The sequence below is a fragment of the Pseudomonas sp. ABa2 genome, assembly GCF_056676075.1.
Genome location: NZ_CM155239.1, coordinates 1,190,817 through 1,211,955 on the forward strand (window position 1 = coordinate 1,190,817; position 21,139 = coordinate 1,211,955).

23 protein-coding genes are annotated in these 21,139 nt (G+C 66.1%); 18 read left to right on the forward strand and 5 right to left on the reverse strand.

Features of this window, described 5'->3' with window-relative positions; genetic code table 11:
* The first annotated feature begins 18 nt into the window (after positions 1–18).
* The 3 genes from purL to AC1G9C_RS05680 all read left to right on the forward strand — a co-directional run bounded on the left by purL (position 19) and on the right by AC1G9C_RS05680 (position 4,802).
* Positions 19–3,915 (forward strand): phosphoribosylformylglycinamidine synthase, encoded by a 3,897-nt coding sequence (purL, locus tag AC1G9C_RS05670; protein WP_480409665.1) that lies wholly within the window; start codon positions 19–21, stop codon positions 3,913–3,915.
* 232 nt (positions 3,916–4,147) lie between these two features.
* Positions 4,148–4,324, forward strand: coding sequence for a CDGSH iron-sulfur domain-containing protein (locus AC1G9C_RS05675; RefSeq protein ID WP_480409666.1), 177 nt, complete (start codon positions 4,148–4,150; stop codon positions 4,322–4,324).
* Positions 4,325–4,484: 160 nt separating this feature from the next.
* On the forward strand, positions 4,485–4,802 hold the full coding sequence (locus tag AC1G9C_RS05680; RefSeq protein WP_021444541.1) for a YqfO family protein: 318 nt from the start codon (positions 4,485–4,487) through the stop codon (positions 4,800–4,802).
* Between the two features lie 61 nt (positions 4,803–4,863).
* Here the strand turns inward: AC1G9C_RS05680 and AC1G9C_RS05685 are convergent, their stop codons facing one another.
* Both AC1G9C_RS05685 and AC1G9C_RS05690 read right to left on the reverse strand, forming a co-directional pair.
* Positions 4,864–5,367 carry a L,D-transpeptidase family protein gene (locus AC1G9C_RS05685; protein WP_021444540.1) on the reverse strand — a complete coding sequence of 168 codons (504 nt, stop codon included), beginning with the start codon at positions 5,365–5,367 and terminating at the stop codon, positions 4,864–4,866.
* A gap of 22 nt (positions 5,368–5,389) precedes the next feature.
* Positions 5,390–5,944 (reverse strand): NUDIX hydrolase, encoded by a 555-nt coding sequence (locus AC1G9C_RS05690; protein ID WP_021444539.1) that lies wholly within the window; start codon positions 5,942–5,944, stop codon positions 5,390–5,392.
* A gap of 150 nt (positions 5,945–6,094) precedes the next feature.
* Here AC1G9C_RS05690 and AC1G9C_RS05695 point away from each other — a divergent pair, with 150 nt between their 5' ends.
* Genes AC1G9C_RS05695 through AC1G9C_RS05715 form a run of 5 tightly spaced genes read left to right on the forward strand, consistent with a single transcriptional unit; the run spans position 6,095 to position 9,375 of the window.
* Positions 6,095–6,700 carry a CoA pyrophosphatase gene (locus AC1G9C_RS05695; protein ID WP_021444538.1) on the forward strand — a complete coding sequence of 202 codons (606 nt, stop codon included), beginning with the start codon at positions 6,095–6,097 and terminating at the stop codon, positions 6,698–6,700.
* Between the two features lie 22 nt (positions 6,701–6,722).
* The gene (locus AC1G9C_RS05700; RefSeq protein ID WP_397498379.1) at positions 6,723–7,247 is read left to right on the forward strand and encodes a gamma carbonic anhydrase family protein; all 525 of its coding nucleotides are present in this window, start codon (positions 6,723–6,725) and stop codon (positions 7,245–7,247) included.
* On the forward strand, positions 7,240–7,440 hold the full coding sequence (locus AC1G9C_RS05705; protein ID WP_480409667.1) for a DUF1289 domain-containing protein: 201 nt from the start codon (positions 7,240–7,242) through the stop codon (positions 7,438–7,440). Before AC1G9C_RS05700 ends, AC1G9C_RS05705 begins: the two co-directional genes overlap by 8 nt.
* Positions 7,441–7,462: 22 nt before the next feature.
* Positions 7,463–8,644, forward strand: coding sequence for a formate-dependent phosphoribosylglycinamide formyltransferase (gene purT / locus AC1G9C_RS05710; RefSeq protein ID WP_480409668.1), 1,182 nt, complete (start codon positions 7,463–7,465; stop codon positions 8,642–8,644).
* Positions 8,641–9,375 carry an SGNH/GDSL hydrolase family protein gene (locus AC1G9C_RS05715; protein WP_480409669.1) on the forward strand — a complete coding sequence of 245 codons (735 nt, stop codon included), beginning with the start codon at positions 8,641–8,643 and terminating at the stop codon, positions 9,373–9,375. Before purT ends, AC1G9C_RS05715 begins: the two co-directional genes overlap by 4 nt.
* On the opposite strand, the gene AC1G9C_RS05720 is transcribed toward AC1G9C_RS05715, so the two are convergent.
* Together AC1G9C_RS05720 and AC1G9C_RS05725 are read right to left on the reverse strand one after the other, a co-directional pair.
* Positions 9,347–10,633, reverse strand: a complete 1,287-nt coding sequence (locus tag AC1G9C_RS05720; RefSeq protein WP_021446151.1) for an HlyC/CorC family transporter — start codon at positions 10,631–10,633, stop codon at positions 9,347–9,349. The two genes, AC1G9C_RS05715 and AC1G9C_RS05720, sit on opposite strands and share 29 nt — an antisense overlap.
* Positions 10,634–10,643: 10 nt before the next feature.
* The gene (locus tag AC1G9C_RS05725; RefSeq protein WP_480409670.1) at positions 10,644–11,444 is read right to left on the reverse strand and encodes a cytochrome C assembly family protein; all 801 of its coding nucleotides are present in this window, start codon (positions 11,442–11,444) and stop codon (positions 10,644–10,646) included.
* A gap of 158 nt (positions 11,445–11,602) precedes the next feature.
* On the opposite strand from AC1G9C_RS05725, the gene ffh reads away from it, so the two are divergent.
* The 6 genes from ffh to AC1G9C_RS05755 all read left to right on the forward strand — a co-directional run bounded on the left by ffh (position 11,603) and on the right by AC1G9C_RS05755 (position 15,612).
* On the forward strand, positions 11,603–12,979 hold the full coding sequence (gene ffh / locus AC1G9C_RS05730) for a signal recognition particle protein (RefSeq protein ID WP_480409671.1): 1,377 nt from the start codon (positions 11,603–11,605) through the stop codon (positions 12,977–12,979).
* A 141-nt stretch (positions 12,980–13,120) separates the two neighbouring features.
* A complete protein-coding gene (gene rpsP, locus AC1G9C_RS05735) occupies positions 13,121–13,372 on the forward strand; it encodes a 30S ribosomal protein S16 (protein ID WP_003246162.1) in 252 nt (83 codons plus the stop codon).
* Between the two features lie 8 nt (positions 13,373–13,380).
* The gene (gene rimM / locus AC1G9C_RS05740; RefSeq protein ID WP_021446148.1) at positions 13,381–13,917 is read left to right on the forward strand and encodes a ribosome maturation factor RimM; all 537 of its coding nucleotides are present in this window, start codon (positions 13,381–13,383) and stop codon (positions 13,915–13,917) included.
* 5 nt (positions 13,918–13,922) lie between these two features.
* On the forward strand, positions 13,923–14,666 hold the full coding sequence (gene trmD, locus AC1G9C_RS05745) for a tRNA (guanosine(37)-N1)-methyltransferase TrmD (protein ID WP_480409672.1): 744 nt from the start codon (positions 13,923–13,925) through the stop codon (positions 14,664–14,666).
* Positions 14,667–14,708: 42 nt separating this feature from the next.
* Positions 14,709–15,059, forward strand: coding sequence for a 50S ribosomal protein L19 (gene rplS / locus AC1G9C_RS05750; protein ID WP_021446146.1), 351 nt, complete (start codon positions 14,709–14,711; stop codon positions 15,057–15,059).
* A 115-nt stretch (positions 15,060–15,174) separates the two neighbouring features.
* The gene (locus AC1G9C_RS05755) at positions 15,175–15,612 is read left to right on the forward strand and encodes an acyl-CoA thioesterase (protein WP_021446145.1); all 438 of its coding nucleotides are present in this window, start codon (positions 15,175–15,177) and stop codon (positions 15,610–15,612) included.
* On the opposite strand, the gene AC1G9C_RS05760 is transcribed toward AC1G9C_RS05755, so the two are convergent.
* The gene (locus AC1G9C_RS05760; RefSeq protein ID WP_122108803.1) at positions 15,596–16,276 is read right to left on the reverse strand and encodes a cyclic di-GMP-binding domain-containing protein, MshE-related; all 681 of its coding nucleotides are present in this window, start codon (positions 16,274–16,276) and stop codon (positions 15,596–15,598) included. The genes AC1G9C_RS05755 and AC1G9C_RS05760 overlap by 17 nt on opposite strands.
* Positions 16,277–16,484: 208 nt before the next feature.
* Between AC1G9C_RS05760 and xerD the strand changes: the two genes are divergently transcribed.
* The 4 genes from xerD (at position 16,485) to thrC (ending at position 21,074) form a co-directional block, all read left to right on the forward strand.
* Positions 16,485–17,381: a site-specific tyrosine recombinase XerD gene (gene xerD / locus AC1G9C_RS05765; RefSeq protein WP_480409673.1), complete on the forward strand. Its 897-nt coding sequence runs from the start codon at positions 16,485–16,487 to the stop codon at positions 17,379–17,381.
* 92 nt (positions 17,382–17,473) lie between these two features.
* Positions 17,474–18,199 (forward strand): thioredoxin fold domain-containing protein, encoded by a 726-nt coding sequence (locus AC1G9C_RS05770; RefSeq protein ID WP_397498376.1) that lies wholly within the window; start codon positions 17,474–17,476, stop codon positions 18,197–18,199.
* A gap of 103 nt (positions 18,200–18,302) precedes the next feature.
* Positions 18,303–19,607 (forward strand): homoserine dehydrogenase, encoded by a 1,305-nt coding sequence (locus AC1G9C_RS05775; RefSeq protein ID WP_397498375.1) that lies wholly within the window; start codon positions 18,303–18,305, stop codon positions 19,605–19,607.
* Positions 19,608–19,664: 57 nt separating this feature from the next.
* On the forward strand, positions 19,665–21,074 hold the full coding sequence (thrC, locus tag AC1G9C_RS05780) for a threonine synthase (protein ID WP_122108800.1): 1,410 nt from the start codon (positions 19,665–19,667) through the stop codon (positions 21,072–21,074).
* Positions 21,075–21,139: the final 65 nt, after the last annotated feature.

A 21,139-nucleotide genomic window follows, 5' to 3' on the forward strand; every position in this document is an offset into this window, starting at 1 on the left:
CCAGAGGCTGTTCCGACGATGTTGATTCTGCGCGGCGCTCCCGCCCTTTCCGCTTTCCGCCATGGCAAATTGCTCGAGCAACTGACCAGCAAGGTGCCGGCCGTGACCGGGCTGTACGCCGAGTTCGCGCATTTCGCCGAGGTCACCGGCGTGCTCAACGCCGATGAGGAACAGGTGCTCGCCCGTCTGCTCAAGTACGGCCCCAGCGTGCCGGTGCAGGAGCCCAACGGCAAGCTGTTCCTGACCATCCCGCGCTTCGGCACCATCTCGCCCTGGTCGAGCAAGGCCAGCGACATCGCCCGTAATTGCGGTCTGGCCAAGATCCAGCGCCTGGAGCGCGGCATCGCCTATTACGTGGCCGGCGAGCTGAGCGAGGCCGACAGCGCCGCCGTCGCCGCCTTGCTGCACGACCGCATGACCCAGTTGGTGTTGAACGCCCTGGAAGACGCCGCGGCGCTGTTCAGCCATGCCCAGCCCAAGCCGCTGACCGCGGTGGACATCCTCGGCGGCGGCCGCGCCGCGCTGGAGCAGGCCAACCAGGATCTGGGCCTGGCCCTGGCCGAGGACGAGATCGACTACCTGGTCAAGAGCTTCACCGAGCTGGGGCGCAACCCTCACGACATCGAGCTGATGATGTTCGCTCAGGCCAACTCCGAGCACTGCCGGCACAAGATCTTCAACGCCAGCTGGGACATCGACGGTCAGGCTCAGGACAAGTCGCTGTTCGGCATGATCAAGAACACCTACGAGATGAACCGCGCAGGCGTGCTGAGCGCCTACAAGGACAACGCCTCGGTGATCGAAGGCTTCACCGCCGGGCGTTTCTTCCCCAACCCGGAGACTCGCGAGTACGGCGCCAGCGTCGAGCCGGTGCATATCCTGATGAAGGTGGAAACCCACAACCACCCGACCGCCATCGCACCGTTCCCGGGCGCTTCCACCGGCTCCGGCGGCGAGATCCGCGATGAGGGCGCCACCGGTCGCGGCGCCAAGCCCAAGGCCGGCCTGACCGGTTTCTCGGTCTCCAACCTGAACATCCCCGATTTCGTGCAGCCCTGGGAGAAGCCCTACGGCAAGCCCGAGCGCATCGTCACCGCGCTGGACATCATGATCGAGGGCCCGCTGGGCGGCGCCGCGTTCAACAACGAGTTCGGTCGTCCGGCGCTCAACGGCTACTTCCGCACCTTCGAGCAGGCCGTGCAGAGCCCGCGCGGCGAGGAAGTGCGCGGCTACCACAAGCCGATCATGCTCGCCGGCGGCCTCGGCAACATCCGCGAAGACCATGTGCAGAAAGGTGAAATCAGCGTCGGCGCCAAGCTGATCGTGCTCGGCGGCCCGGCCATGCTGATCGGCCTGGGTGGCGGCGCCGCCTCGTCGATGGCCACCGGCGCCAGCTCGGCCGACCTGGACTTCGCCTCGGTGCAGCGCGAGAACCCGGAAATGGAACGCCGCTGCCAGGAGGTCATCGACCGCTGCTGGCAGCTGGGCGAGGCCAACCCGATCAAGTTCATCCACGACGTCGGCGCCGGCGGTATCTCCAATGCCCTGCCGGAGCTGATCAACGACGGTGGCCGCGGCGGTCGCTTCGAGCTGCGCAAGGTGCCCAACGACGAGCCGGGCATGAGCCCGCTGGAAATCTGGTGCAACGAATCCCAGGAACGCTACGTGATGTCGGTTGATGCGGCCGACTTCGAGCACTTCAAGGCCATCTGCGAACGCGAACGCTGCCCCTTCGCCGTGGTCGGCGAGGCCATTGCCGAACCGCAGCTGACCGTGACCGACAGCCACTTCGGCAACACGCCGGTGGACATGCCGCTGGAAGTGCTGCTCGGCAAGCCGCCGCGCATGCACCGCAGCGTCGCCCGCGAAGCCGAGCAGGGCGATGATTTCGACGCCGCCGGCGTGGCGATCGACGAAGCGCTGGAGCGCGTGCTGCGTCACCCGGCCGTGGCCAGCAAGAGCTTTTTGATCACCATCGGCGACCGCAGCATCACCGGCCTGGTGGCCCGCGACCAGATGGTCGGCCCTTGGCAGGTGCCGGTGGCCGACTGCGCCGTGACCGCCACCAGCTTCGACGTCTACACCGGCGAAGCCATGGCCATGGGCGAGCGCACCCCGCTGGCGCTGCTCGACGCCCCGGCGTCGGGCCGCATGGCGGTGGGCGAGACCATCACCAACCTGGCCGCGGCGCGTATCGGCAAGCTGTCCGACATCAAGCTGTCGGCCAACTGGATGGCTGCCGCCGGCCACCCCGGCGAAGACGCCCGTCTCTATGACACCGTCAAGGCGGTCGGCATGGAGCTGTGCCCGCAGCTCGGCATCACCATTCCGGTGGGCAAGGACTCCATGTCGATGAAGACCCGCTGGCAGGACGCGGGCGTCGACAAGAGCGTCACCGCGCCGCTGTCGCTGGTGATTTCCGGCTTCGCCCCGGTGCAGGACATCCGCCAGACCCTGACCCCGCAACTGCGCATGGACAAGGGCGAGACCGACCTGATCCTGATCGACCTCGGCCGCGGGCAGAACCGCATGGGCGGCTCGATCCTGGCGCAGGTCTACGCGCAGATCGGCCAGCAGGCGCCGGATCTCGACGACGCCGAGGACCTCAAGGCCTTCTTCGCCGTGATCCAGGGCCTGAACGCCGACGGCCATCTGCTGGCCTACCATGACCGCTCCGACGGCGGTCTGCTGACCACCGTCTTGGAAATGGCCTTCGCCGGTCACTGCGGCCTGGCGCTGAACCTCGACGCGCTGGCCGACGCTAGCGCCGAGCTGCCGGCCGTGCTGTTCAACGAGGAGCTGGGGGCGGTGATCCAGGTGCGCCAGGACGCCACTCCGGAAGTGCTGGCGCAGTTCAGCGCCGCCGGTCTGGGTGACTGCGTGGCGGTGATCGGTCAGGCGGTGAACAACGGTGAAATCGGCATCAGCTTCAACGGCGAGCCGGTATTCGCCGGCGAGCGTCGCCTGCTGCAGCGTCAGTGGGCCGAGACCAGCTACCGCATCCAGCGCCTGCGCGACAACGCCCAGGGCGCCGATCAGGAGTTCGACCTGCTGCTGGAAGAGGACAACCCCGGTCTGTCGGTCAAGCTCGGCTTCGACGTCAACCAGGACGTGGCCGCGCCCTATATCAAGAAGGGCGTACGGCCGCAGGTGGCGATCCTCCGCGAGCAGGGCGTCAACGGTCAGGTGGAGATGGCCGCGGCGTTCGACCGCGCCGGCTTCGCCGCCGTCGACGTGCATATGAGCGACATCCTCGCCGGCCGCGTTAGCCTGGAAGAGTTCAAGGGGCTGGTCGCCTGCGGTGGCTTCTCCTACGGCGACGTGCTCGGCGCCGGCGAGGGCTGGGCCAAGTCGGTGCTGTTCAACGCCCGCGCCCGCGATGCCTTCCAGGGCTTCTTCGAGCGGCGCGACAGCTTCGCCCTCGGCGTGTGCAACGGCTGCCAGATGATGAGCAACCTGCACGAGCTGATCCCCGGCACCGAGTTCTGGCCGCACTTCGTGCGCAACCGCTCCGAGCAGTTCGAGGCGCGCGTGGCCATGGTGCAGATCCAGGAATCGGCGTCGATCTTCCTGCAGGGCATGGCCGGCTCGCGTCTGCCGATCGCCATCGCCCACGGCGAAGGCCATGCCGAGTTCGAGAGCGAGGAGGCGCTGCTGGAAGCCGATCTGTCCGGCACCGTGGCCCTGCGCTATGTCGACAACCACGGCAAGGTCACCGAGAGCTACCCGGCCAACCCCAACGGTTCGCCGCGTGGCATCACCGGCCTGACCAGTCGCGACGGCCGTGTGACCATCATGATGCCGCACCCGGAGCGGGTGTTCCGCGCTGTGCAGAACTCCTGGCGCCCGGACGAGTGGCAGGAAGACGGCGGCTGGATGCGCATGTTCCGCAACGCCCGCGTCTGGGTGAACTAAAAGCGGCCGCGCAGCGGCCTTCCGCTGACCCTCTCCCGCATGCGGGAGAGGGTTTGCCAATCCCCTCGCTGGATGCAATCCGGGGAAGCACGTGCAATTCCTCCCGGATTTCATCCGGGCTACACCGGCAGGCCCCCTCATGGCCGACGATGCTCCACCCATCCTTCCCGAAGTCCGCCTGGTTCGTCCGGGGGATTGCCTGCGCCTCTGCCGCTGCGGAGCTTCCTCGGCCTTGCCCGACTGCAACCGTGCCTGCGCCGAGGCGTTGCGGCTGACCGCCGAGCGCGAACAGCGTCTGCTGCTCTGCCGCTGCGGCCGTTCGGCCGATCTACCCTATTGCGATGGCAGCCACAGTCCGCCGACGCCCGGTCTGGGCGACAAGTGGCGGCGCTTTATCGGCAAGGGCTGAGGCCGCGGAACGCCTGCCCGGGCGGCGAGTCGAAAGTAACGAGCGAGCTGGCGGATGCGGAATTTCCGAGGTGGTTCTCAGTATTGCGCTGAGGCAAAATGCCATCATTTCAGCATCATGGCTTGTCTGTTGTTCGGTTGCCCCATCTGCGGAGAACTTGATGTACAAACTGTGTTTTTACGTGCCGGAAAGCCATCTGGAGCCGGTGAAGAAGGCGGTGTTCGCCGCCGGCGGCGGCCGCATCGGCCGCTACGACAGCTGCTGCTGGCAGGCGCTCGGCCAGGGCCAGTTCCGTGCGCTGGAGGGCAGCCAGCCGTTTCTCGGCCAGATCGGCGGCGTCGAGCAGGTGGCGGAGTGGAAGGTCGAGCTGGTGGTGGCCGACGAGCTGATCCACGACGCGGTCAAGGCGCTCAAGCAGGCCCATCCCTACGAGACGCCGGCGTTCGATGTCTGGCGCCTGTCGGATCTGCAGTTCTAGGTGGTGTGGTGCGGAGATATCGTTCATGCGGTGCGCACGGCCTGGGCGGCCCCGCGACACCCTAGGGGCGGATCTCGATCAGCGTGCCGTCCTTGACCAGCTCCCACACCTCGCGCATGTCGTCGTTCTTCATGGCGATGCAGCCTTCGGTCCAGTCCAGGGTATGGAAGAACCACTCGGGGTATTCCTCGTCCAGCGGCGTGCCGTGGATCATGATCATGCCGCCCGGCGGCACGCCGGCCTGGCTCGCGTTGGCCAGGTCGCGGGCGTTGGGGTAGGAGATGTGCAGCGACAGCTGGTACTTGTCGCTGGCCTTGCGCCAGTCGATCCAGTAGAAGCCTTCCGGCGTGCGCAGGTCGCCTTCGCGCTGCTTGGCGCCGTTGGGCTGCTTGCCGAGGGAGATGCGGTAGGACTTGATGGTCTCGCCGCGTCGCTGCAGGTGCAGCTGGCGTTCGGACTTGAGCACCAGCACCTTGTCCACCTGGCGCGTGGCGTCGATGGGGGTGGCGTTGGCCTGCACGTTCAGGCTGAGGGTCAGGCACAACAGGGGCAACAGCCAGCGCATCGGAATACTTCTCGGCAAGGGGTCAACGGGGTCGGTAATGAGCGCGCAGGGCTTCCAGCGGCTCGTTGCGCACCGGAAACAGGTTCTGCCGGCGGTCGGCGAAGAAGCATTCTAAGGTACGGCCTATGGTCGGGAAAGCCAGCTCCGACCAGGGGATTTCCGCTTCGGCGAACAGGCGCACCTCGAGGCTTTCCTCGCCCACGGCGAAATCCAGGTCGACCAGCTCGGCGCGAAACAGCATGTACACTTGACTGATATGCGGCAGGTCGAACAGGGTGTAGAGATTGAGGTCGCGCACCCGCGCGCAGGCCTCCTCCAGGGTTTCCCGCGCCGCCGCCTGCTCGATGGTTTCGCCGTTTTCCATGAAGCCGGCCGGCAGGGTCCAGTAGCCGCGGCGCGGTTCGATGGCGCGGCGGCACAGCAGCACCTGCTCGCCCCACACCGGCAGGCAGCCGGCAACGATGCGCGGGTTCTCGTAGTGCACCGTATGGCAGTGGTTGCACACGTGGCGCAGGCGGTTGTCGCCGGCGGGGATCGCCCGGGTCAGCGGCTGGCCGCATTGGCTGCAATATTTCATGGCTTGTCCTCGGCCTGTTGGGACTATCTTGGCGCGCCGGCGGCATGGCCGGCAAGCCCGCCAACTCGGCCGCCTTGCCCTGTCTTCGGGCTTGGGCGCGGCGACGCTTTCATGCCATGATGCCGGGCATAACAATCCCCGAGTGTGCCCATGCTGGACGAGTTGCTCCATCGCGTGCGCGGTCATCGGCCGCGCCCTCTGGAGACCGAGCGCAGCTTCCCCGAGGCGGCGGTGCTGGTCCCCATCACCCGCAGTGACGAACCCGAACTGGTGCTGACCCTGCGCGCCAGCGGTTTGTCGACCCACAGTGGCGAGGTGGCCTTCCCCGGCGGTCGGCGCGACCCGGAGGATCGCGACCTGGTGCATACCGCCCTGCGCGAAGCCGAGGAGGAAATCGGCCTGCCGCCGGGGCTGGTCGAGGTGATAGGACCGCTCAGCAGCCTGGTGTCACGCCACGGCATCCAGGTCACCCCCTATGTCGGCCTGGTGCCAGACTATGTGGAGTACAAGGCCAACGATGCCGAGATCGCCTCGGTGTTCTCGGTGCCGCTGGCGTTCTTCCGCGATGACCCGCGCGAATTGACCCACCGTATCGACTACCTCGGGCACAGCTGGTACGTGCCGTCCTACACCTATGGCGAGTACCGCATCTGGGGCCTGACCGCGATCATGGTGGTGGAGCTGGTCAATCTGCTGTACGACGACGCGCAGATCGCCCTGCACCAGCCGCCCGAACACTTCATTCATCTGCGTTGAACCCGTCGAGGAAAACCGAGCCATGAAATACCGCCTGGGAAGCTCCCGTGTCGAAGCCCACCCCGACAGCTGGGTCGCGCCGAGCGCCGACCTGATCGGCAAGGTGCGCCTGGAGGCCGGTGCCAGCGTCTGGTTCGGTGCCGTGCTGCGCGGCGACAACGAACTGATCCATATCGGCGAGCACAGCAACGTGCAGGACGGCAGCGTGCTGCACACCGACATGGGCTTCCCGCTGACCCTGGGCAAGGGCGTCACCGTGGGGCACAAGGTGATGATGCATGGCTGCACGGTGGACGATTACAGCCTGATCGGCATCAATGCGGTGATCCTCAACGGCGCGAAGATCGGTAAGTACTGCATCATCGGCGCCAACAGCCTGATCCCCGAAGGCAAGGTGATTCCCGATGGCAGCCTGGTCATGGGCAGCCCCGGCAAGGTGGTGCGCGAACTGACCGAGCAGCAGAAGAAGATGCTCGAGGCCAGCGCCGCCCATTACGTACACAACGCCCAGCGCTATGCCCGCGAACTGGTGCCTGACGATGAGTGATGTGGAAAAGCCGGTGCGCTCGCCCTGCGTGCAGGTCTGCGCGCTGGACGAGCAGGACGTCTGCATCGGTTGCCAGCGCACGGCTGACGAAATCACCCGCTGGGGCCGCATGGACAACGCCGAGCGGCGTGCGGTGTTGCAACTCTGTCTGCAGCGTGCCCGCGCCTCCGGTCATCTGCTGATGCCTTTCTGATTCTCTGTTCGAGGAGCCCTTCATGCCCCGTATTGGAACCCCCCTGTCGCCTTCCGCGACCCGCGTGCTGCTGTGCGGCTGCGGCGAGCTCGGCAAGGAAGTGGTGATCGAGTTGCAGCGCCTGGGCTGCGAGGTGATAGGCGTGGACCGTTACGCCAACGCCCCGGCCATGCAGGTGGCGCACCGCAGCCACGTGATCGACATGCTCGACGGCGCCGCCCTGCGTGCGGTGATCGAGGCCGAGCAGCCGCATTTCATCGTGCCCGAGATCGAGGCCATCGCCACCGCCACCCTGGTCGAGCTGGAGGCCGAGGGCTTCAACGTGGTGCCCACCGCACGCGCCGCACAGCTGACCATGAACCGCGAGGGCATCCGTCGCCTGGCCGCCGAGGAGCTGGGCTTGCCCACTTCGCCCTACCATTTCGCCGACACCTTCGAGCACTACGCCGCGGCGGTGAAATCCGTCGGTTACCCCTGCGTGGTCAAGCCGATCATGAGTTCTTCCGGCAAGGGCCAGAGCGTGCTGAAGAGCGACGCCGACCTGCAGCGCGCCTGGGACTATGCCCAGGAGGGCGGGCGCGCCGGCAAGGGCAGGGTCATCGTGGAAGGGTTTATCGACTTCGACTACGAGATCACCCTGCTTACCGTGCGCCACGCCGGCGGCACCAGCTTCTGCGCGCCGATTGGCCACCGTCAGGAGAATGGTGACTATCAGGAGTCCTGGCAGCCGCAAGCGATGAGCGCGCAGGCGCAGGCCGAGTCCGAACGCGTGGCGCTGGCGGTGACCGAGGCGCTCGGTGGTCGCGGGCTGTTCGGCGTAGAACTGTTCGTCAAGGGCGACCAGGTGTGGTTCAGCGAGGTTTCTCCACGGCCGCACGACACCGGCCTGGTCACCCTGATTTCCCAGGAACTGTCCGAGTTCGCCCTGCACGCGCGGGCCATCCTCGGCCTGCCGATTCCGGCGATCCGCCAGATGGGCCCGTCGGCGTCGGCGGTGATTCTGGTCGAAGGCGACTCGCGGCAGGCCAGTTTCGCCAATCTGGGCGCGGCGCTGAGTGAGGCGGACACCGCGCTGCGTCTGTTCGGCAAGCCCGAGGTCAAGGGCCAGCGGCGCATGGGCGTGGCCCTGGCGCGCGACGAGTCGATCGAGGCGGCGCGGGCCAAGGCGCTGCGCAGCGCCCGCGCGGTACGCGTGCAGCTGTGAGCCGGCACGCGCTGTGGTGGCTGGCGACGCTGCCGCTGCTGCCATTGGCGCTGCCGCTGGCATTGCATACCCGGCGCACGGCGTTACGTCTGCCGCCGGCGGCGGGAGCGACGCACGGCCTGTGCGGCGCGCAGTGGCCCGGCGAGCCGCTGCGCCTGCTGCTGATCGGCGAGTCCACCGTGGCCGGCGTCGGCGTGGCGAGCCTGGATCAGGCCCTGGCCGCCTGTCTGGCGGCGGCGCTGGCCGAGCGTCTGCAGCGTCCGGTGCGCTGGCGGGCCTGCGGCGAGAACGGCATCACCGCGGCCCAGGCCCACGAGCGCCTGCTGCCGCAGGCACTGGCCGAGCCGGCCGAGTTGGCCTTGCTGGTATTCGGCGTCAACGACACCACCCATCTCACACCGAGTGCGCGCTGGATGCAGGCGCTTGCCGGCATGGCCGACGGCTTGCGCGGGCGCGGGGTGCGCGTGGCGTTCAGCGCGGTGCCGCCGTTGCAGCACTTCAGCGCCTTGCCCTGGCTGCTGCGCCAGCTGATGGGCTGGCGCGCGCGCCTGCTCGACGCCGAGCTGCGCAAGCTCAGTGGGTGTCTGGGGGCAGAGTATTGCGCGCTGGAGTTGCCGTTCGAGCCGCGTTACCTGGCCGAGGACGGCTATCACCCCTCGGCGCTGGGTTACCGGCTGTGGGCCGAGGGCCTGGCCGAGCGTCTCACTCCGCTGCTGCGGCGTCCGCTTTGAGCTTTTCCGTTTGCCAGACCCGCACGCTTTTCACCCGGTTTTCCGTCGCCTGCAGAATCTCCAGGCGGTAGGGACCGATCTTCAGGCACACGGCGCTGTCGGGAATGCTCTCCAGCGCCTCGGTGATCAGGCCGTTGAGGGTCTTGGGGCCCTCGCTGGGCAGGTGCCAGCCGAGGGTCTTGTTCAGTTCGCGAATGTAGGCGGCGCCGTCGATCACGTAGGTGCCGTCGTCCTGCGGGTGGATGTCGGGGCTGCGCAGGCTGTCCTGGTTGCTGAAGTCGCCAACTATCTCCTCGAGGATGTCTTCCAGGGTGACGATACCGATCACCTCGCCGTACTCGTCGACCACTATGCCGATGCGCCGCTTGTGCTTCTGGAAGTTGATCAGCTGGGTCGACAGCGGGGTGTTCTCCGGCACGAAGTAGGGTTCGTGGCAGGCCGCCAGCAGGGCTTCCTTGGTCAGCTGGTTGTGGCTGAGCAGGCGGGCGATCTGGCGCATGTGCACGACGCCCTCGATTTGGTTGATGTCGCCGCGGAACACCGGCAGGCGGGTGTGCGGGGTGGTGCGCAGCTGGCCGACGATGCTTTCCAGGTCGTCGTCCAGATCGATGCCGGCCACCTCGTTGCGCGGGATCATGATGTCGTCCACCGTCACCCGTTCCAGGTCGAGGATGCCCAGCAGCATGTTCTGCCGGTTCTTCGGCAGCTCTGCGCCGGACTCGCGCACCACGCTGCGCAGTTCCTCGGTGGACAGGCTGTCGCTGGCGCGTTGCGCCGGGTCGATGCCGAACAGGCGCAGCAGGCCGTTGCTGATCGCGCTGGTCAGCCAGACTACCGGGTAGAGCAGGCGCTGCAGCAGGTTGAGCAGGCGGCTGGCGGGGAAGGCCACCAGTTCCGGGCGCAGCGCGGCCAGGGTCTTGGGGGTGATCTCGCCGAAGATCAGCACGACGATGGTCAGGCCGGCGGTGGCGATGGCGATGCCGGCCTCGCCCCACAGGTCCACCGCCAGCACCGTGGCGATGGAGGCGGCGAGGATGTTGACCACGTTGTTGCCGACCAGGATGGTGCCGAGCAGGCGGTCCGGGCGGTCGAGCAGGCGGGTCACCCGCTTGGCGCCCTTGTGCCCTTCCTTGGCCAGGTGCTTGAGCCGGTAGCGGTTGAGGCTGAGCATGCCGGTCTCGGAGCTGGAGAAGAACGCCGAGCAGAGGATGAGAAAGATCAGCAGGCCGAGCAGGTAGCTCGCATGAAGGTCGTCCAAGGAAGGCGCCTCAGATGTGCAGGATGAATTCGCGCACCAGCTTGCTGCCGAAGTAGGCCAGCATCAGCAGGCAGAACCCGGCCAGGGTCCAGCGAATGGCCTTGTGCCCGCGCCAGCCCAGGCGGTGGCGACCCCACAGCAGCACGGCGAACACCACCCAGGCGAAGCTGGAAAGGATGGTCTTGTGCGCCAGGTGCTGGGCGAGCAGGTCGTCGAGAAACAGCGCGCCGGACAGCAGCGACAACGACAGCAGCAGCCAGCCGCCCCAGAGGAAGCCGAACAGCAGGCTCTCCATGGTCTGCAGCGGCGGGAAGTTCTTGATCAGCCCGGAGGGGTGCTTGTGCTTGAGCTGATAGTCCTGCAGCAGCAGCAGGATCGACTGGAACACGGCGATGGTGAGCATGCCGTAGGCCAGGATCGACAGCAGGATGTGGGCCAGGATGCCAGGGTGTTCGTCGATCGGGCGGATGGTACCCGAGGGCAGGAACTCGGCAGCCAGCACGGTCAGCCCGCCCAGGGGGAACAGCAGCAGCAGCAGGTTCTCCACCGGGATGCGCAGGCAGGCCAGCAGGGTCAGGGCAATCACCGCGTAGGCGATCAGGCTCGCGGCATTGAAGAAGTCCAGGGTCAGGCCGTGGACGTCGTGCAGCTGGAGGAACAGGCTGCCGCCGTGGAAGCACAGGGCGAGCACGCCGAGCAACGCCAGCAGGCGCTTGTCGGGGGTGCTGCGCTGAGTCAGGCGCAGGCCCTGGTAGGTGGCGGCGCCGGCGTACAGGCAGGCGGCGGCGAGGCTGGGCAGCAGAGGGTGCATAAATCCGTGTAAGGCGAGCCCGAAAGGCGCTGAGTGTGGCACAGATGATCGCCCGCACGAAAGACCGCTGGCGGTGTCGGTGGCGCGGCGACTTGGCTATAATCCGCCGCCTGTCGTACACCCGACTCCGGTCGAGCCGCACTTCCAAAGGAACGCGCATGTTCGAAAATCTTACCGATCGCCTGTCCCAGACCCTGCGTAACGTCACGGGCAAGGCCAAGCTCAGCGAAGACAACATCAAGGACACCCTGCGCGAAGTGCGCATGGCCCTGCTCGAGGCCGACGTGGCCCTGCCGGTGGTCAAGGACTTCGTCGCCAAGGTCAAGGAGCGCGCGGTCGGCACCGAGGTGTCGAAGAGCCTGACTCCGGGCCAGGCTTTCGTGAAGATCGTCCGCGCCGAGCTGGAAGAGCTGATGGGTGCGGCCAACGAGGATCTGGCGCTGAATGCCGCGCCGCCGGCCGTGGTGCTGATGGCCGGTCTGCAGGGGGCGGGCAAGACCACCACTGCCGGCAAGCTGGCCAAGTTCCTCAAGGAGCGCAAGAAGAAGTCGGTGTTGCTGGTCTCGGCCGACGTCTACCGTCCGGCGGCGATCAAGCAGCTGGAAACCCTGGCTGGTGACCTGGGCGTGACCTTCTTCCCCTCCGATGCCAGCCAGAAGCCGGTGGAAATCGCCAATGCGGCGATCCGCGAAGCCAAGCTGAAGTTCATCGACGTGGTCATTCTCGATACCGCCGGTCGTCTGGCCATCGACGCCGAGATGATGGCCGAGATCCAGGCCCTGCACGCCGCGGTCAAGCCGGTGGAAACCCTGTTCGTGGTCGATGCCATGACCGGCCAGGACGCCGCCAATACCGCCAAGGCCTTCAGCGACGCGCTGCCACTGACCGGCGTGGTGCTGACCAAGGTCGACGGCGACGCCCGCGGCGGTGCCGCGCTGTCGGTGCGGCATATCACCGGCAAGCCGATCAAGTTCATCGGCATGGGCGAGAAGAGCGACGCGCTCGAGCCCTTCCACCCGGACCGTATCGCCTCGCGCATCCTCGGCATGGGCGACGTGCTCAGCCTGATCGAACAGGCCGAGCAGACCCTCGATCGCGAGAAGGCCGAGAAGCTCACCAAGAAGCTGAAGAAGGGCAAGGGCTTCGACCTGGAAGACTTCCGCGACCAGCTGCAGCAGATGAAGAACATGGGCGGCCTCGGCGGCCTGATGGACAAGCTGCCGTCCATCGGCGGGGTCAACCTGGCGCAGATGGGCAATGCCCAGGGCGCGGCGGAGAAGCAGTTCAAGCAGATGGAGGCGATCATCAACTCGATGACCCCGGCCGAGCGTCGTGACCCGGACATCATCAGCGGCTCGCGCAAGCGCCGTATCGCCCTGGGTTCCGGCACCCAGGTGCAGGACATCGGCCGGCTGATCAAACAGCACAAGCAGATGCAGAAGATGATGAAGAAATTCACCGCCAAGGGCGGCATGGCCAAGATGATGCGCGGCATGGGCGGCATGTTGCCCGGCGGCGGCATGCCGAAATTCTAGGGGCTGCGCCCCGGCCGATGGCCGGGCGGAAAAAGAGATTTGCAAACCGCCGCATAATCCTTAAAATATGCGGCCTTTCGGGCCTAGGCCCATTTTAAGTGTGTGCCTTAAGTTAGCACCGACTACAGGAACGATGTTCACATGGTAACCATCCGTCTTGCTCGTGGCGGCTCCAAAAAGCGCCCCTTCTACCACCTGACCGTGACCAACAGCCGCAATGCGCGCGATGGTCGTTTCGTTGAGCGCATCGGCTTCTTCAACCCGATCGCTGCCGGTGGCGAAGTGCGTCTGTCCGTCGACCAGGAGCGCGCGACCTACTGGCTGGGCCAGGGCGCTCAGCCGTCTGAGCGTGTTGCTCAGCTGCTCAAGGAAGCTGCCAAGGCTGCCGCCTAAGCACTTTTATGAGTACGACGCCGGCCGTCGCCGAGGATCTGGTGGTTCTCGGCAAGATTGTTTCGGTGCACGGCGTCAGGGGCGAAGTGAAGGTCTATTCCTTTACCGATCCCATCGATAACGTGCTCGATTACCCGCGCTGGACGCTCAGGCGTGACGGCGAGGTAAAGCAAGTGGAACTGGCCAGCGGCCGCCTGCAAGGCAAGGTGCTGGTTGCCAAGTTGAAAGGTCTGGATGATCGCGAGATTGCGCGTACCTACGCCGGTTTCGAGATCTGCGTGCCGCGTGGCGAGCTGCCCGACCTGGATGATGGCGAGTTCTACTGGTACCAGTTGCAAGGTCTGAAGGTCGTCGATCAGGCGGGGCAGTTGCTCGGCGTGGTCGATCATCTGTTCGAGACCGGTGCCAACGATGTGATGGTGGTCAAGCCCTGCGCGGGCAGCCTGGACGAGCGCGAGCGCCTGTTGCCCTATACCGGGCAGTGCGTGCTGGCGGTGGACCTGGCAGCCGGCGAGATGCGGGTCGACTGGGATGCGGACTTCTAAGGCCTATGCGCGTCGAAGTCATCACCCTGTTCCCGGAAATGTTTGCCGCCATCGGCGAGTACGGCATCACCAGTCGTGCGGTCAGGCAGGAGCTGCTCAAGCTGCACTGCTGGAATCCGCGGGACTACACCACGGATCGCCACCATACGGTGGACGACCGCCCCTTCGGCGGCGGCCCGGGGATGGTGATGAAGATCAAGCCTCTCGAGGACGCCCTGGCCAGTGCCAGGCAGGCCGCGGGGGAGGCGGCGAAGGTGATCTACCTGTCGCCGCAGGGACGTCGTCTGAATCAGGCGGCGGTCCGCGAGCTGGCGCAGGAGCAGGCACTGATCCTGATCACCGGTCGTTACGAAGGTATCGACGAGCGTTTCATCGAAACGCATGTCGACGAGGAATGGTCGATTGGCGACTACGTCCTGTCCGGCGGCGAGCTGCCGGCCATGGTGCTGATCGACGCGGTGACGCGCCTTTTGCCTGGTGCATTGGGTCATGCCGATTCGGCCGAGGAGGACTCCTTTACGGATGGCCTGCTCGACTGCCCGCACTACACCCGTCCGGAGGTGTATGCGGATAAACGTGTTCCCGAGGTGTTGCTTAGTGGCAACCACGAACACATCCGGCGCTGGCGTTTGCAGCAGTCCCTTGGGCGGACCTGGGAACGTCGCACCGATCTTCTGGATAGCCGCTCGCTTTCTGGAGAAGAGAAAAAGCTGCTGGAGGAATACATCCGCCAGCGGGACGATAGTTAACGTATCGATGGCAGGCCGGGAGGCTTGTCTTAGGAGCGCAGCATGACCAACAAGATTATCCAGATGCTCGAAGCCGAGCAGATGAACAAAGAAATCCCGAGCTTCGCCCCGGGCGACACCGTGATCGTTCAGGTGAAGGTGAAGGAAGGCGACCGTCAGCGTCTGCAGGCCTTCGAAGGCGTCGTCATCGCCAAGCGTAACCGCGGCCTGAACAGCGCCTTCACCGTGCGCAAGATCTCCAGCGGTGTGGGCGTCGAGCGTACCTTCCAGACCTACTCGCCGCTGGTCGACAGCCTGAGCGTCAAGCGTCGCGGCGACGTGCGCAAGGCCAAGCTGTACTACCTGCGCGACCTGTCCGGCAAAGCCGCGCGCATCAAGGAAAAGCTGTCCTAAGTTCGGACGCCTTTCTGAAAGAAGCAGCCTACGGGCTGCTTTTTTCGTTTCTGGGCCCGTCGACCGGCGGGTTTCGCGGCCCGGCCGAACCACATCGATTGCGAGCAGTAGTGGCATGAGTCCGAGAGAGCAAGAAATCCAGCGGCGCATCGCGCTGTCGGAAACCCGCGTGACCAAGGCGGTGTTCCCGCCGAGTACCAATCACCACAACACCCTGTTCGGTGGCACGGCGCTGGCCTGGATGGACGAGGTGTCCTTTATCGCCGCCACGCGGTTCTGCCGCTTGCCGCTGGTCACCGTGTCCAGCGACCGCATCGACTTCAAGCATGCGATTCCGGCCGGCTCCATCGTCGAGCTGGTCGGGCGGGTGAGCAAGGTGGGCAACACCAGCCTCAAGGTTGCGGTCGAGGTGTTCGTCGAGGGGCTGTATCAGGAAGGGCGCGAGCACGCCATCAGTGGCAGTTTCAGTTTCGTCGCGGTCGACGAGCGGCAGAAGCCGGTGCCGGTGCTGCCGGGCTTTGCGCCGGAGGCGGGCGTCAGGGACGCAGGCTGATCTTCAGGCTGGCCTGCGACAGGTCGATGTTGTGCAGGCTGAGGCTGCCGAAGCTCTGTCCGGCGGGGGCGTCCTTGACGCGGATATTGTCGAAGCGCAGTTCGCCGATGGAGCTGGGCAGGTTGACGTTGAACGAGCCGTCGTCGTTCAGCGTCGAACGCAGCTTGCTGGTGTCGTACTGCACGTCGCGCAGGCCGGTCTCGGCATCCAGGTTGTCCAGCGCCGGCATCACCAGCTTGGCCAGCTGCTTGATCGTGCCCAGGCCGTCGCCGCTTTCGGCGCGCAGTAGCAGGCCTTGCAGGGCGTCGTCCAGGCCCTGGGCGCTGACCGCGCTCATTTCCGTGTCGCTCAGCGCCTGCATGCCCCGCGTGGTCTCTTGGCGGCTGATGCTGCTGGGCGGCTGCAGCCGCTGGATGTCGGCGCTGGCCATCTGGAAGGGGCTCATCAGGGCGGCCACCAGGGTGGCGGCCAGGCGCAAGTTGCTCTGCTTCTTCAGGGCCTTGCTCAGCTGCTTCTGGGTCAGCAGCCCTTGCTCGATCAGTACTTCGCCCAGGCGCTTGTGGCTGACGAGTTGCACTTTGATCGCCGCGTCCAGCTGTGCGGGGGTGATCAGGCCCTTGTTGATCAGGATCTGGCCGAGACGGGAGTGGGCGTGATTGGGCATGGCGCTACCGGTGGCGTGATGGCAGGGTGCAATCATGGCGCCGCCCACTCCGGCTGTCACCCAACCAAGGATAGGCTTGCCGGGCCACTGGTCGTATGGCGCGGCGCGACGACCGACCGACGGTTGTCCGGCTGTTTCCATTGGTTGCACTCGTCCTGCCGGTCTCGGCTGTGGAACACTAGGCGCCCTCTGCCTGCGAAGAGTCCTCATGGCCACCCTGTCCCATCCCTTGATCGAGCGTTTCCTCGAGGCCCAGTGGTTCGAGAAGGGGCTGTCCGCCCATACCCGTGCCGCCTACCGCAGCGACCTGGAACACTTCAATGCCTGGCTCGACGCGCGCGGCCTGGCGCTTGCGCAGATCGGCCGCGAGGCGCTGCTCGATCACCTGGCCTGGCGCCTGGAGCAGGGCTATCAGGCGCGCTCCACCGCGCGTTTTCTCTCCGGGCTGCGCGGCTTCTACCGCTTTCTGCTGCGCGAGGGGCTGATCGGTGAAGACCCCAGCCTGCAGGTCGAGTTGCCGCAGATCGGCCGGCCGCTGCCTAAGTCGCTGTCCGAGGCGGACGTCGAGGCGCTGCTGCAGGCGCCGGATCTGGACGACCCCATCGGCCTGCGCGACCGTGCCATGCTCGAGGTGCTGTATGCCTGTGGCCTGCGGGTGACCGAGCTGGTGTCGTTGAGCCTGGAGCAGGTCAATTTGCGCCAGGGCGTGCTGCGGGTGTTCGGCAAGGGCAGCAAGGAACGCCTGGTACCGCTGGGCGAGGAGGCCATTGCCTGGATCGAGCGCTACAACCGCGAGGCGCGCCCGCTGCTGCTCGGCGGCAAGCCCAGCGACGTGCTGTTCCCCAGCCTGCGTGGCGAGCAGATGACCCGCCAGACCTTCTGGCACCGGATCAAGCATCAGGCCCGGGTGGCCGGCATCGCCAAGCCGCTGTCGCCGCATACCCTGCGCCATGCCTTCGCCACCCACCTGCTCAACCATGGCGCCGACCTGCGCGTGGTGCAGATGCTGCTGGGCCATAGCGACCTGTCCACCACGCAGATCTACACCCATATCGCCAGGGCGCGTCTGCAGGAGTTGCACGCGCTGCACCATCCGCGCGGCTAGGCCTGCCGTCCGGTCGCCGGCGAGCTGCCTGGCCGGCCATCTGTGGTAGGCTGTGCCGATCTTCGCCCGTCCCTCGTTCGACAGGAGTGTTCATGTCCCTAACCCGTATTTCCGTTGCCCTGGCGCTGGTGCTGGGCAGCAGTTTCAGCCTGGCCGCCGATCCCGATCAGGCCATCCGCCAGAGCCTGACCTCGCTGGATGCCAGCCTGCCGATCGAGGCCATCGCCGAGAGCCCGATGCCGGGCATCTATCAGGTTCAGCTCAAGGGCGGGCGCCAGCTCTACACCAGCGCCGACGGCCAGTTCCTCATGCAGGGCTACCTGTTCCAGGTCAAGGACGGCAAGGCGGTCAACCTCACCGAGATCGAGGAAAGCCGCGCGGTGGCCAAGCAGATCAACGCCATTCCGGCCAAGGAAATGGTGGTGTTCGCGCCCAAGGCGCCGAAGACCCATATCACCGTGTTCACCGACACCGATTGCGGCTACTGCCAGAAGCTGCACAGCGAAGTGCCCGAGCTCAACCGCCTGGGCGTCGAGGTGCGCTACGTCGCCTTCCCGCGCCAGGGCCTGAGCAGCCCGGCGGCCCAGGAGCTGGTCAACGTCTGGTGCGCCAAGGACCAGCAGGAAGCGATGAACCGCGCCAAGGCCCGCCAGAGCGTGGCCGAGGCACAGTGCGACAACCCGGTAGCCAAGCAGTACGAGCTGGGCCAGATGATCGGGGTCAACGGCACGCCGGCCATCGTCCTGGCCAACGGCAAGATGATCCCGGGTTATCAGCCGGCGCCGCAGCTGGCCAAGATCGCCCTGGAGTCCAACTGAGCCGTGGATTGACTAACAAACAGCCGCTTCGTAAGGTGCGGCTCTTTATCCGCGGCCGGGGCATGCTCCGGCCGTTTCGTGCAGTGCTGATGGGGAATTGAGTGTGAAGCCGGTCAAAGTGGGCATCTGTGGGTTGGGTACCGTCGGTGGCGGTACCTTGAATGTACTCAAGCGCAACGCCGAGGAAATTACCCGGCGCGCCGGTCGCGGCATCGAGATTGCCCAGATCGCCATTCGCTCGCCCAAGCCGCAGTACGACATTACCGGCATCGCCACCACCGATGACGTGTTCGCCGTCGCGAGCAATCCCGAGATCGATATCGTCATCGAGCTGATCGGTGGCTACACCCTGGCCCGCGATCTGGTGCTCAAGGCCATCGACAACGGCAAGCACGTGGTCACCGCCAACAAGGCGCTGATCGCCGTGCACGGCAACGAGATCTTCGCCAAGGCGCGCGAGAAGGGCGTGATCGTCGCCTTCGAGGCCGCCGTGGCCGGCGGCATCCCGGTGATCAAGGCGATCCGCGAGGGCCTCGCCGCCAACCGCATCAACTGGCTGGCCGGGATCATCAACGGCACCGGCAACTTCATCCTGACCGAAATGCGCGAGAAGGGCCGCGCCTTCGACGACGTGCTCAAGGAAGCCCAGGCGTTGGGCTACGCCGAGGCCGACCCGACCTTCGACGTCGAGGGCATCGACGCCGCGCACAAGCTGACCATTCTCGCCTCCATCGCCTTCGGTATCCCGCTGCAGTTCGACAAGGCCTACACCGAAGGCATCACCCGCCTGACCACGGCGGACGTCAACTACGCCGAGGCGCTGGGCTATCGCATCAAGCACCTGGGCGTGGCCCGCCGTACCGAGGCCGGTTTCGAGCTGCGCGTGCACCCGACGCTGATCCCGGCCGATCGCCTGATCGCCAATGTCAACGGCGTGATGAACGCGGTGATGGTCAATGGCGATGCCGTGGGCAGCACCCTGTATTACGGTGCCGGCGCCGGCATGGAGCCGACCGCCTCGGCGGTGGTGGCCGACCTGGTCGACGTGGTGCGTGCGCTGACCACCGACCCGACCAACCGCGTGCCGCACCTGGCCTTCCAGCCGGATTCGCTGTCCGATCACCCGATCCTGCCCATCGAGCAGTGCGAGAGCGCCTACTACCTGCGCATCCAGGCCAAGGACCATCCGGGCGTGCTGGCCCAGGTGGCGAGCATCCTCTCCGAGCGCGGCATCAACATCGAGTCGATCATGCAGAAGGAAGCCGAGGAGCAGGACGGCCTGGTGCCGATGATCCTGGTCACCCATCGCGTGGAGGAGGCGAGTATCCTCGATGCCATCGCCGCCATGGAAGCGCTGGACGGCGTGGCCTCGCCCATCGTCCGTATCCGCGTCGAGCAGCTCAACTAATCCCGTGTCCGCCCGCAGGTCTTGGCCTGCGGGTGCAGCAGAACGAAGGTTTATCCCATGCGCTATATCAGTACCCGCGGCCAGGCGCCGGCCCTAAATTTCGAAGACGTGCTGCTGGCTGGCCTGGCCAGCGACGGCGGCCTCTACGTGCCGGAAAATCTGCCGCGTTTCACCGTCGAGGAAATCGCCTCCTGGGCCGGCCTGCCCTATCACGAGCTGGCCTTCCGGGTGATGCGTCCGTTCGTTGCCGGCAGCATCGCTGACGCCGACTTCAAGAAGATCCTCGAGGAAACCTACGGCGTGTTCGCCCACAACGCTGTGGCGCCGCTGCGCCAGCTCAACGGCAACGAGTGGGTGCTGGAGCTGTTCCACGGCCCGACCCTGGCGTTCAAGGACTTCGCCCTGCAGCTGCTCGGCCGCCTGCTCGACCATGTGCTGGCCAAGCGCGGCGAGCGCGTGGTGATCATGGGCGCCACCAGCGGCGATACCGGCTCGGCGGCCATCGAAGGCTGCAAGGCCTGCGACAACGTCGACATCTTCATCATGCACCCGCACAACCGTGTGTCCGAAGTGCAGCGCCGGCAGATGACCACCATCCTCGGTGAGAACATCCACAACATCGCCATCGAGGGCAACTTCGACGACTGCCAGGAGATGGTCAAGGCCAGCTTCGCCGACCAGGGCTTCCTCAAGGGCACCCGCCTGGTGGCGGTCAACTCGATCAACTGGGCGCGGATCATGGCCCAGATCGTCTACTACTTCCACGCTGCGCTGCAGCTCGGCGCGCCGGCTCGCTCCATCGCCTTCTCGGTGCCGACCGGCAACTTCGGCGACATTTTTGCGGGGTATTTGGCTCGCAACATGGGCCTGCCGGTCAGCCAGCTGATCGTCGCCACCAACCGCAACGACATCCTGCACCGCTTCATGAGTGGCAATCGGTATGTGAAAGAGACCCTGCACCCGACCCTGTCGCCGTCGATGGACATCATGGTGTCGTCCAACTTCGAGCGCCTGCTGTTCGACCTGCATGGCCGCAACGGCGCCGCCATCGCCGGGCTGATGGAAACCTTCAAGCAGGGCGGCGGCTTCAGTGTCGAGGACGATCGCTGGACCGAGGCGCGCAAGCTGTTCGATTCGCTGGCGGTGGATGACGCGCAGACCTGCGAGACCATCGCCGAGGTCTATGCCGAGTGCGGCGAGCTGCTCGACCCGCACACCGCCATCGGCGTGCGCGCCGCCCGCGAATGCCGGCGCAGCCTGGCCACGCCCATGGTGGTGCTGGGCACCGCGCACCCGGTCAAGTTCCCCGAAGCGGTGGAAAAGGCCGGCATCGACGCGGTGCCGGCGCTGCCGCCGCACCTGGCCGACCTGTTCCAGCGCGAGGAGCGCTGCACCGTGCTGGCCAACGACCTGAAGACCGTGCAGCAGTTCGTCGCCGCTCACGGCAACCGCGGCAAGCCGCTGTAAGCGTCATCCCTGGCAACGCAAACCGGCGCCCTCGTGGCGCCGGTTTCGTTTCGCTGGCTGGCGCC

Coding starts and splice junctions, on each gene's coding strand:
- purL (WP_480409665.1), top strand. CDS start 19: ATGTTGATTCTGCGCGGCGCTCCCGCCCTTTCCGCTTTCCGCCATGGC.
- AC1G9C_RS05680 (WP_021444541.1), top strand. CDS start 4,485: ATGTACAAACTGTGTTTTTACGTGCCGGAAAGCCATCTGGAGCCGGTG.
- AC1G9C_RS05685 (WP_021444540.1), bottom strand. CDS start 5,367: ATGCGCTGGCTGTTGCCCCTGTTGTGCCTGACCCTCAGCCTGAACGTG.
- AC1G9C_RS05690 (WP_021444539.1), bottom strand. CDS start 5,944: ATGAAATATTGCAGCCAATGCGGCCAGCCGCTGACCCGGGCGATCCCC.
- AC1G9C_RS05695 (WP_021444538.1), top strand. CDS start 6,095: ATGCTGGACGAGTTGCTCCATCGCGTGCGCGGTCATCGGCCGCGCCCT.
- AC1G9C_RS05700 (WP_397498379.1), top strand. CDS start 6,723: ATGAAATACCGCCTGGGAAGCTCCCGTGTCGAAGCCCACCCCGACAGC.
- AC1G9C_RS05705 (WP_480409667.1), top strand. CDS start 7,240: ATGAGTGATGTGGAAAAGCCGGTGCGCTCGCCCTGCGTGCAGGTCTGC.
- purT (WP_480409668.1), top strand. CDS start 7,463: ATGCCCCGTATTGGAACCCCCCTGTCGCCTTCCGCGACCCGCGTGCTG.
- AC1G9C_RS05725 (WP_480409670.1), bottom strand. CDS start 11,444: ATGCACCCTCTGCTGCCCAGCCTCGCCGCCGCCTGCCTGTACGCCGGC.
- ffh (WP_480409671.1), top strand. CDS start 11,603: ATGTTCGAAAATCTTACCGATCGCCTGTCCCAGACCCTGCGTAACGTC.
- rpsP (WP_003246162.1), top strand. CDS start 13,121: ATGGTAACCATCCGTCTTGCTCGTGGCGGCTCCAAAAAGCGCCCCTTC.
- rimM (WP_021446148.1), top strand. CDS start 13,381: ATGAGTACGACGCCGGCCGTCGCCGAGGATCTGGTGGTTCTCGGCAAG.
- trmD (WP_480409672.1), top strand. CDS start 13,923: ATGCGCGTCGAAGTCATCACCCTGTTCCCGGAAATGTTTGCCGCCATC.
- rplS (WP_021446146.1), top strand. CDS start 14,709: ATGACCAACAAGATTATCCAGATGCTCGAAGCCGAGCAGATGAACAAA.
- AC1G9C_RS05755 (WP_021446145.1), top strand. CDS start 15,175: ATGAGTCCGAGAGAGCAAGAAATCCAGCGGCGCATCGCGCTGTCGGAA.
- AC1G9C_RS05760 (WP_122108803.1), bottom strand. CDS start 16,276: ATGCCCAATCACGCCCACTCCCGTCTCGGCCAGATCCTGATCAACAAG.
- xerD (WP_480409673.1), top strand. CDS start 16,485: ATGGCCACCCTGTCCCATCCCTTGATCGAGCGTTTCCTCGAGGCCCAG.
- AC1G9C_RS05770 (WP_397498376.1), top strand. CDS start 17,474: ATGTCCCTAACCCGTATTTCCGTTGCCCTGGCGCTGGTGCTGGGCAGC.
- thrC (WP_122108800.1), top strand. CDS start 19,665: ATGCGCTATATCAGTACCCGCGGCCAGGCGCCGGCCCTAAATTTCGAA.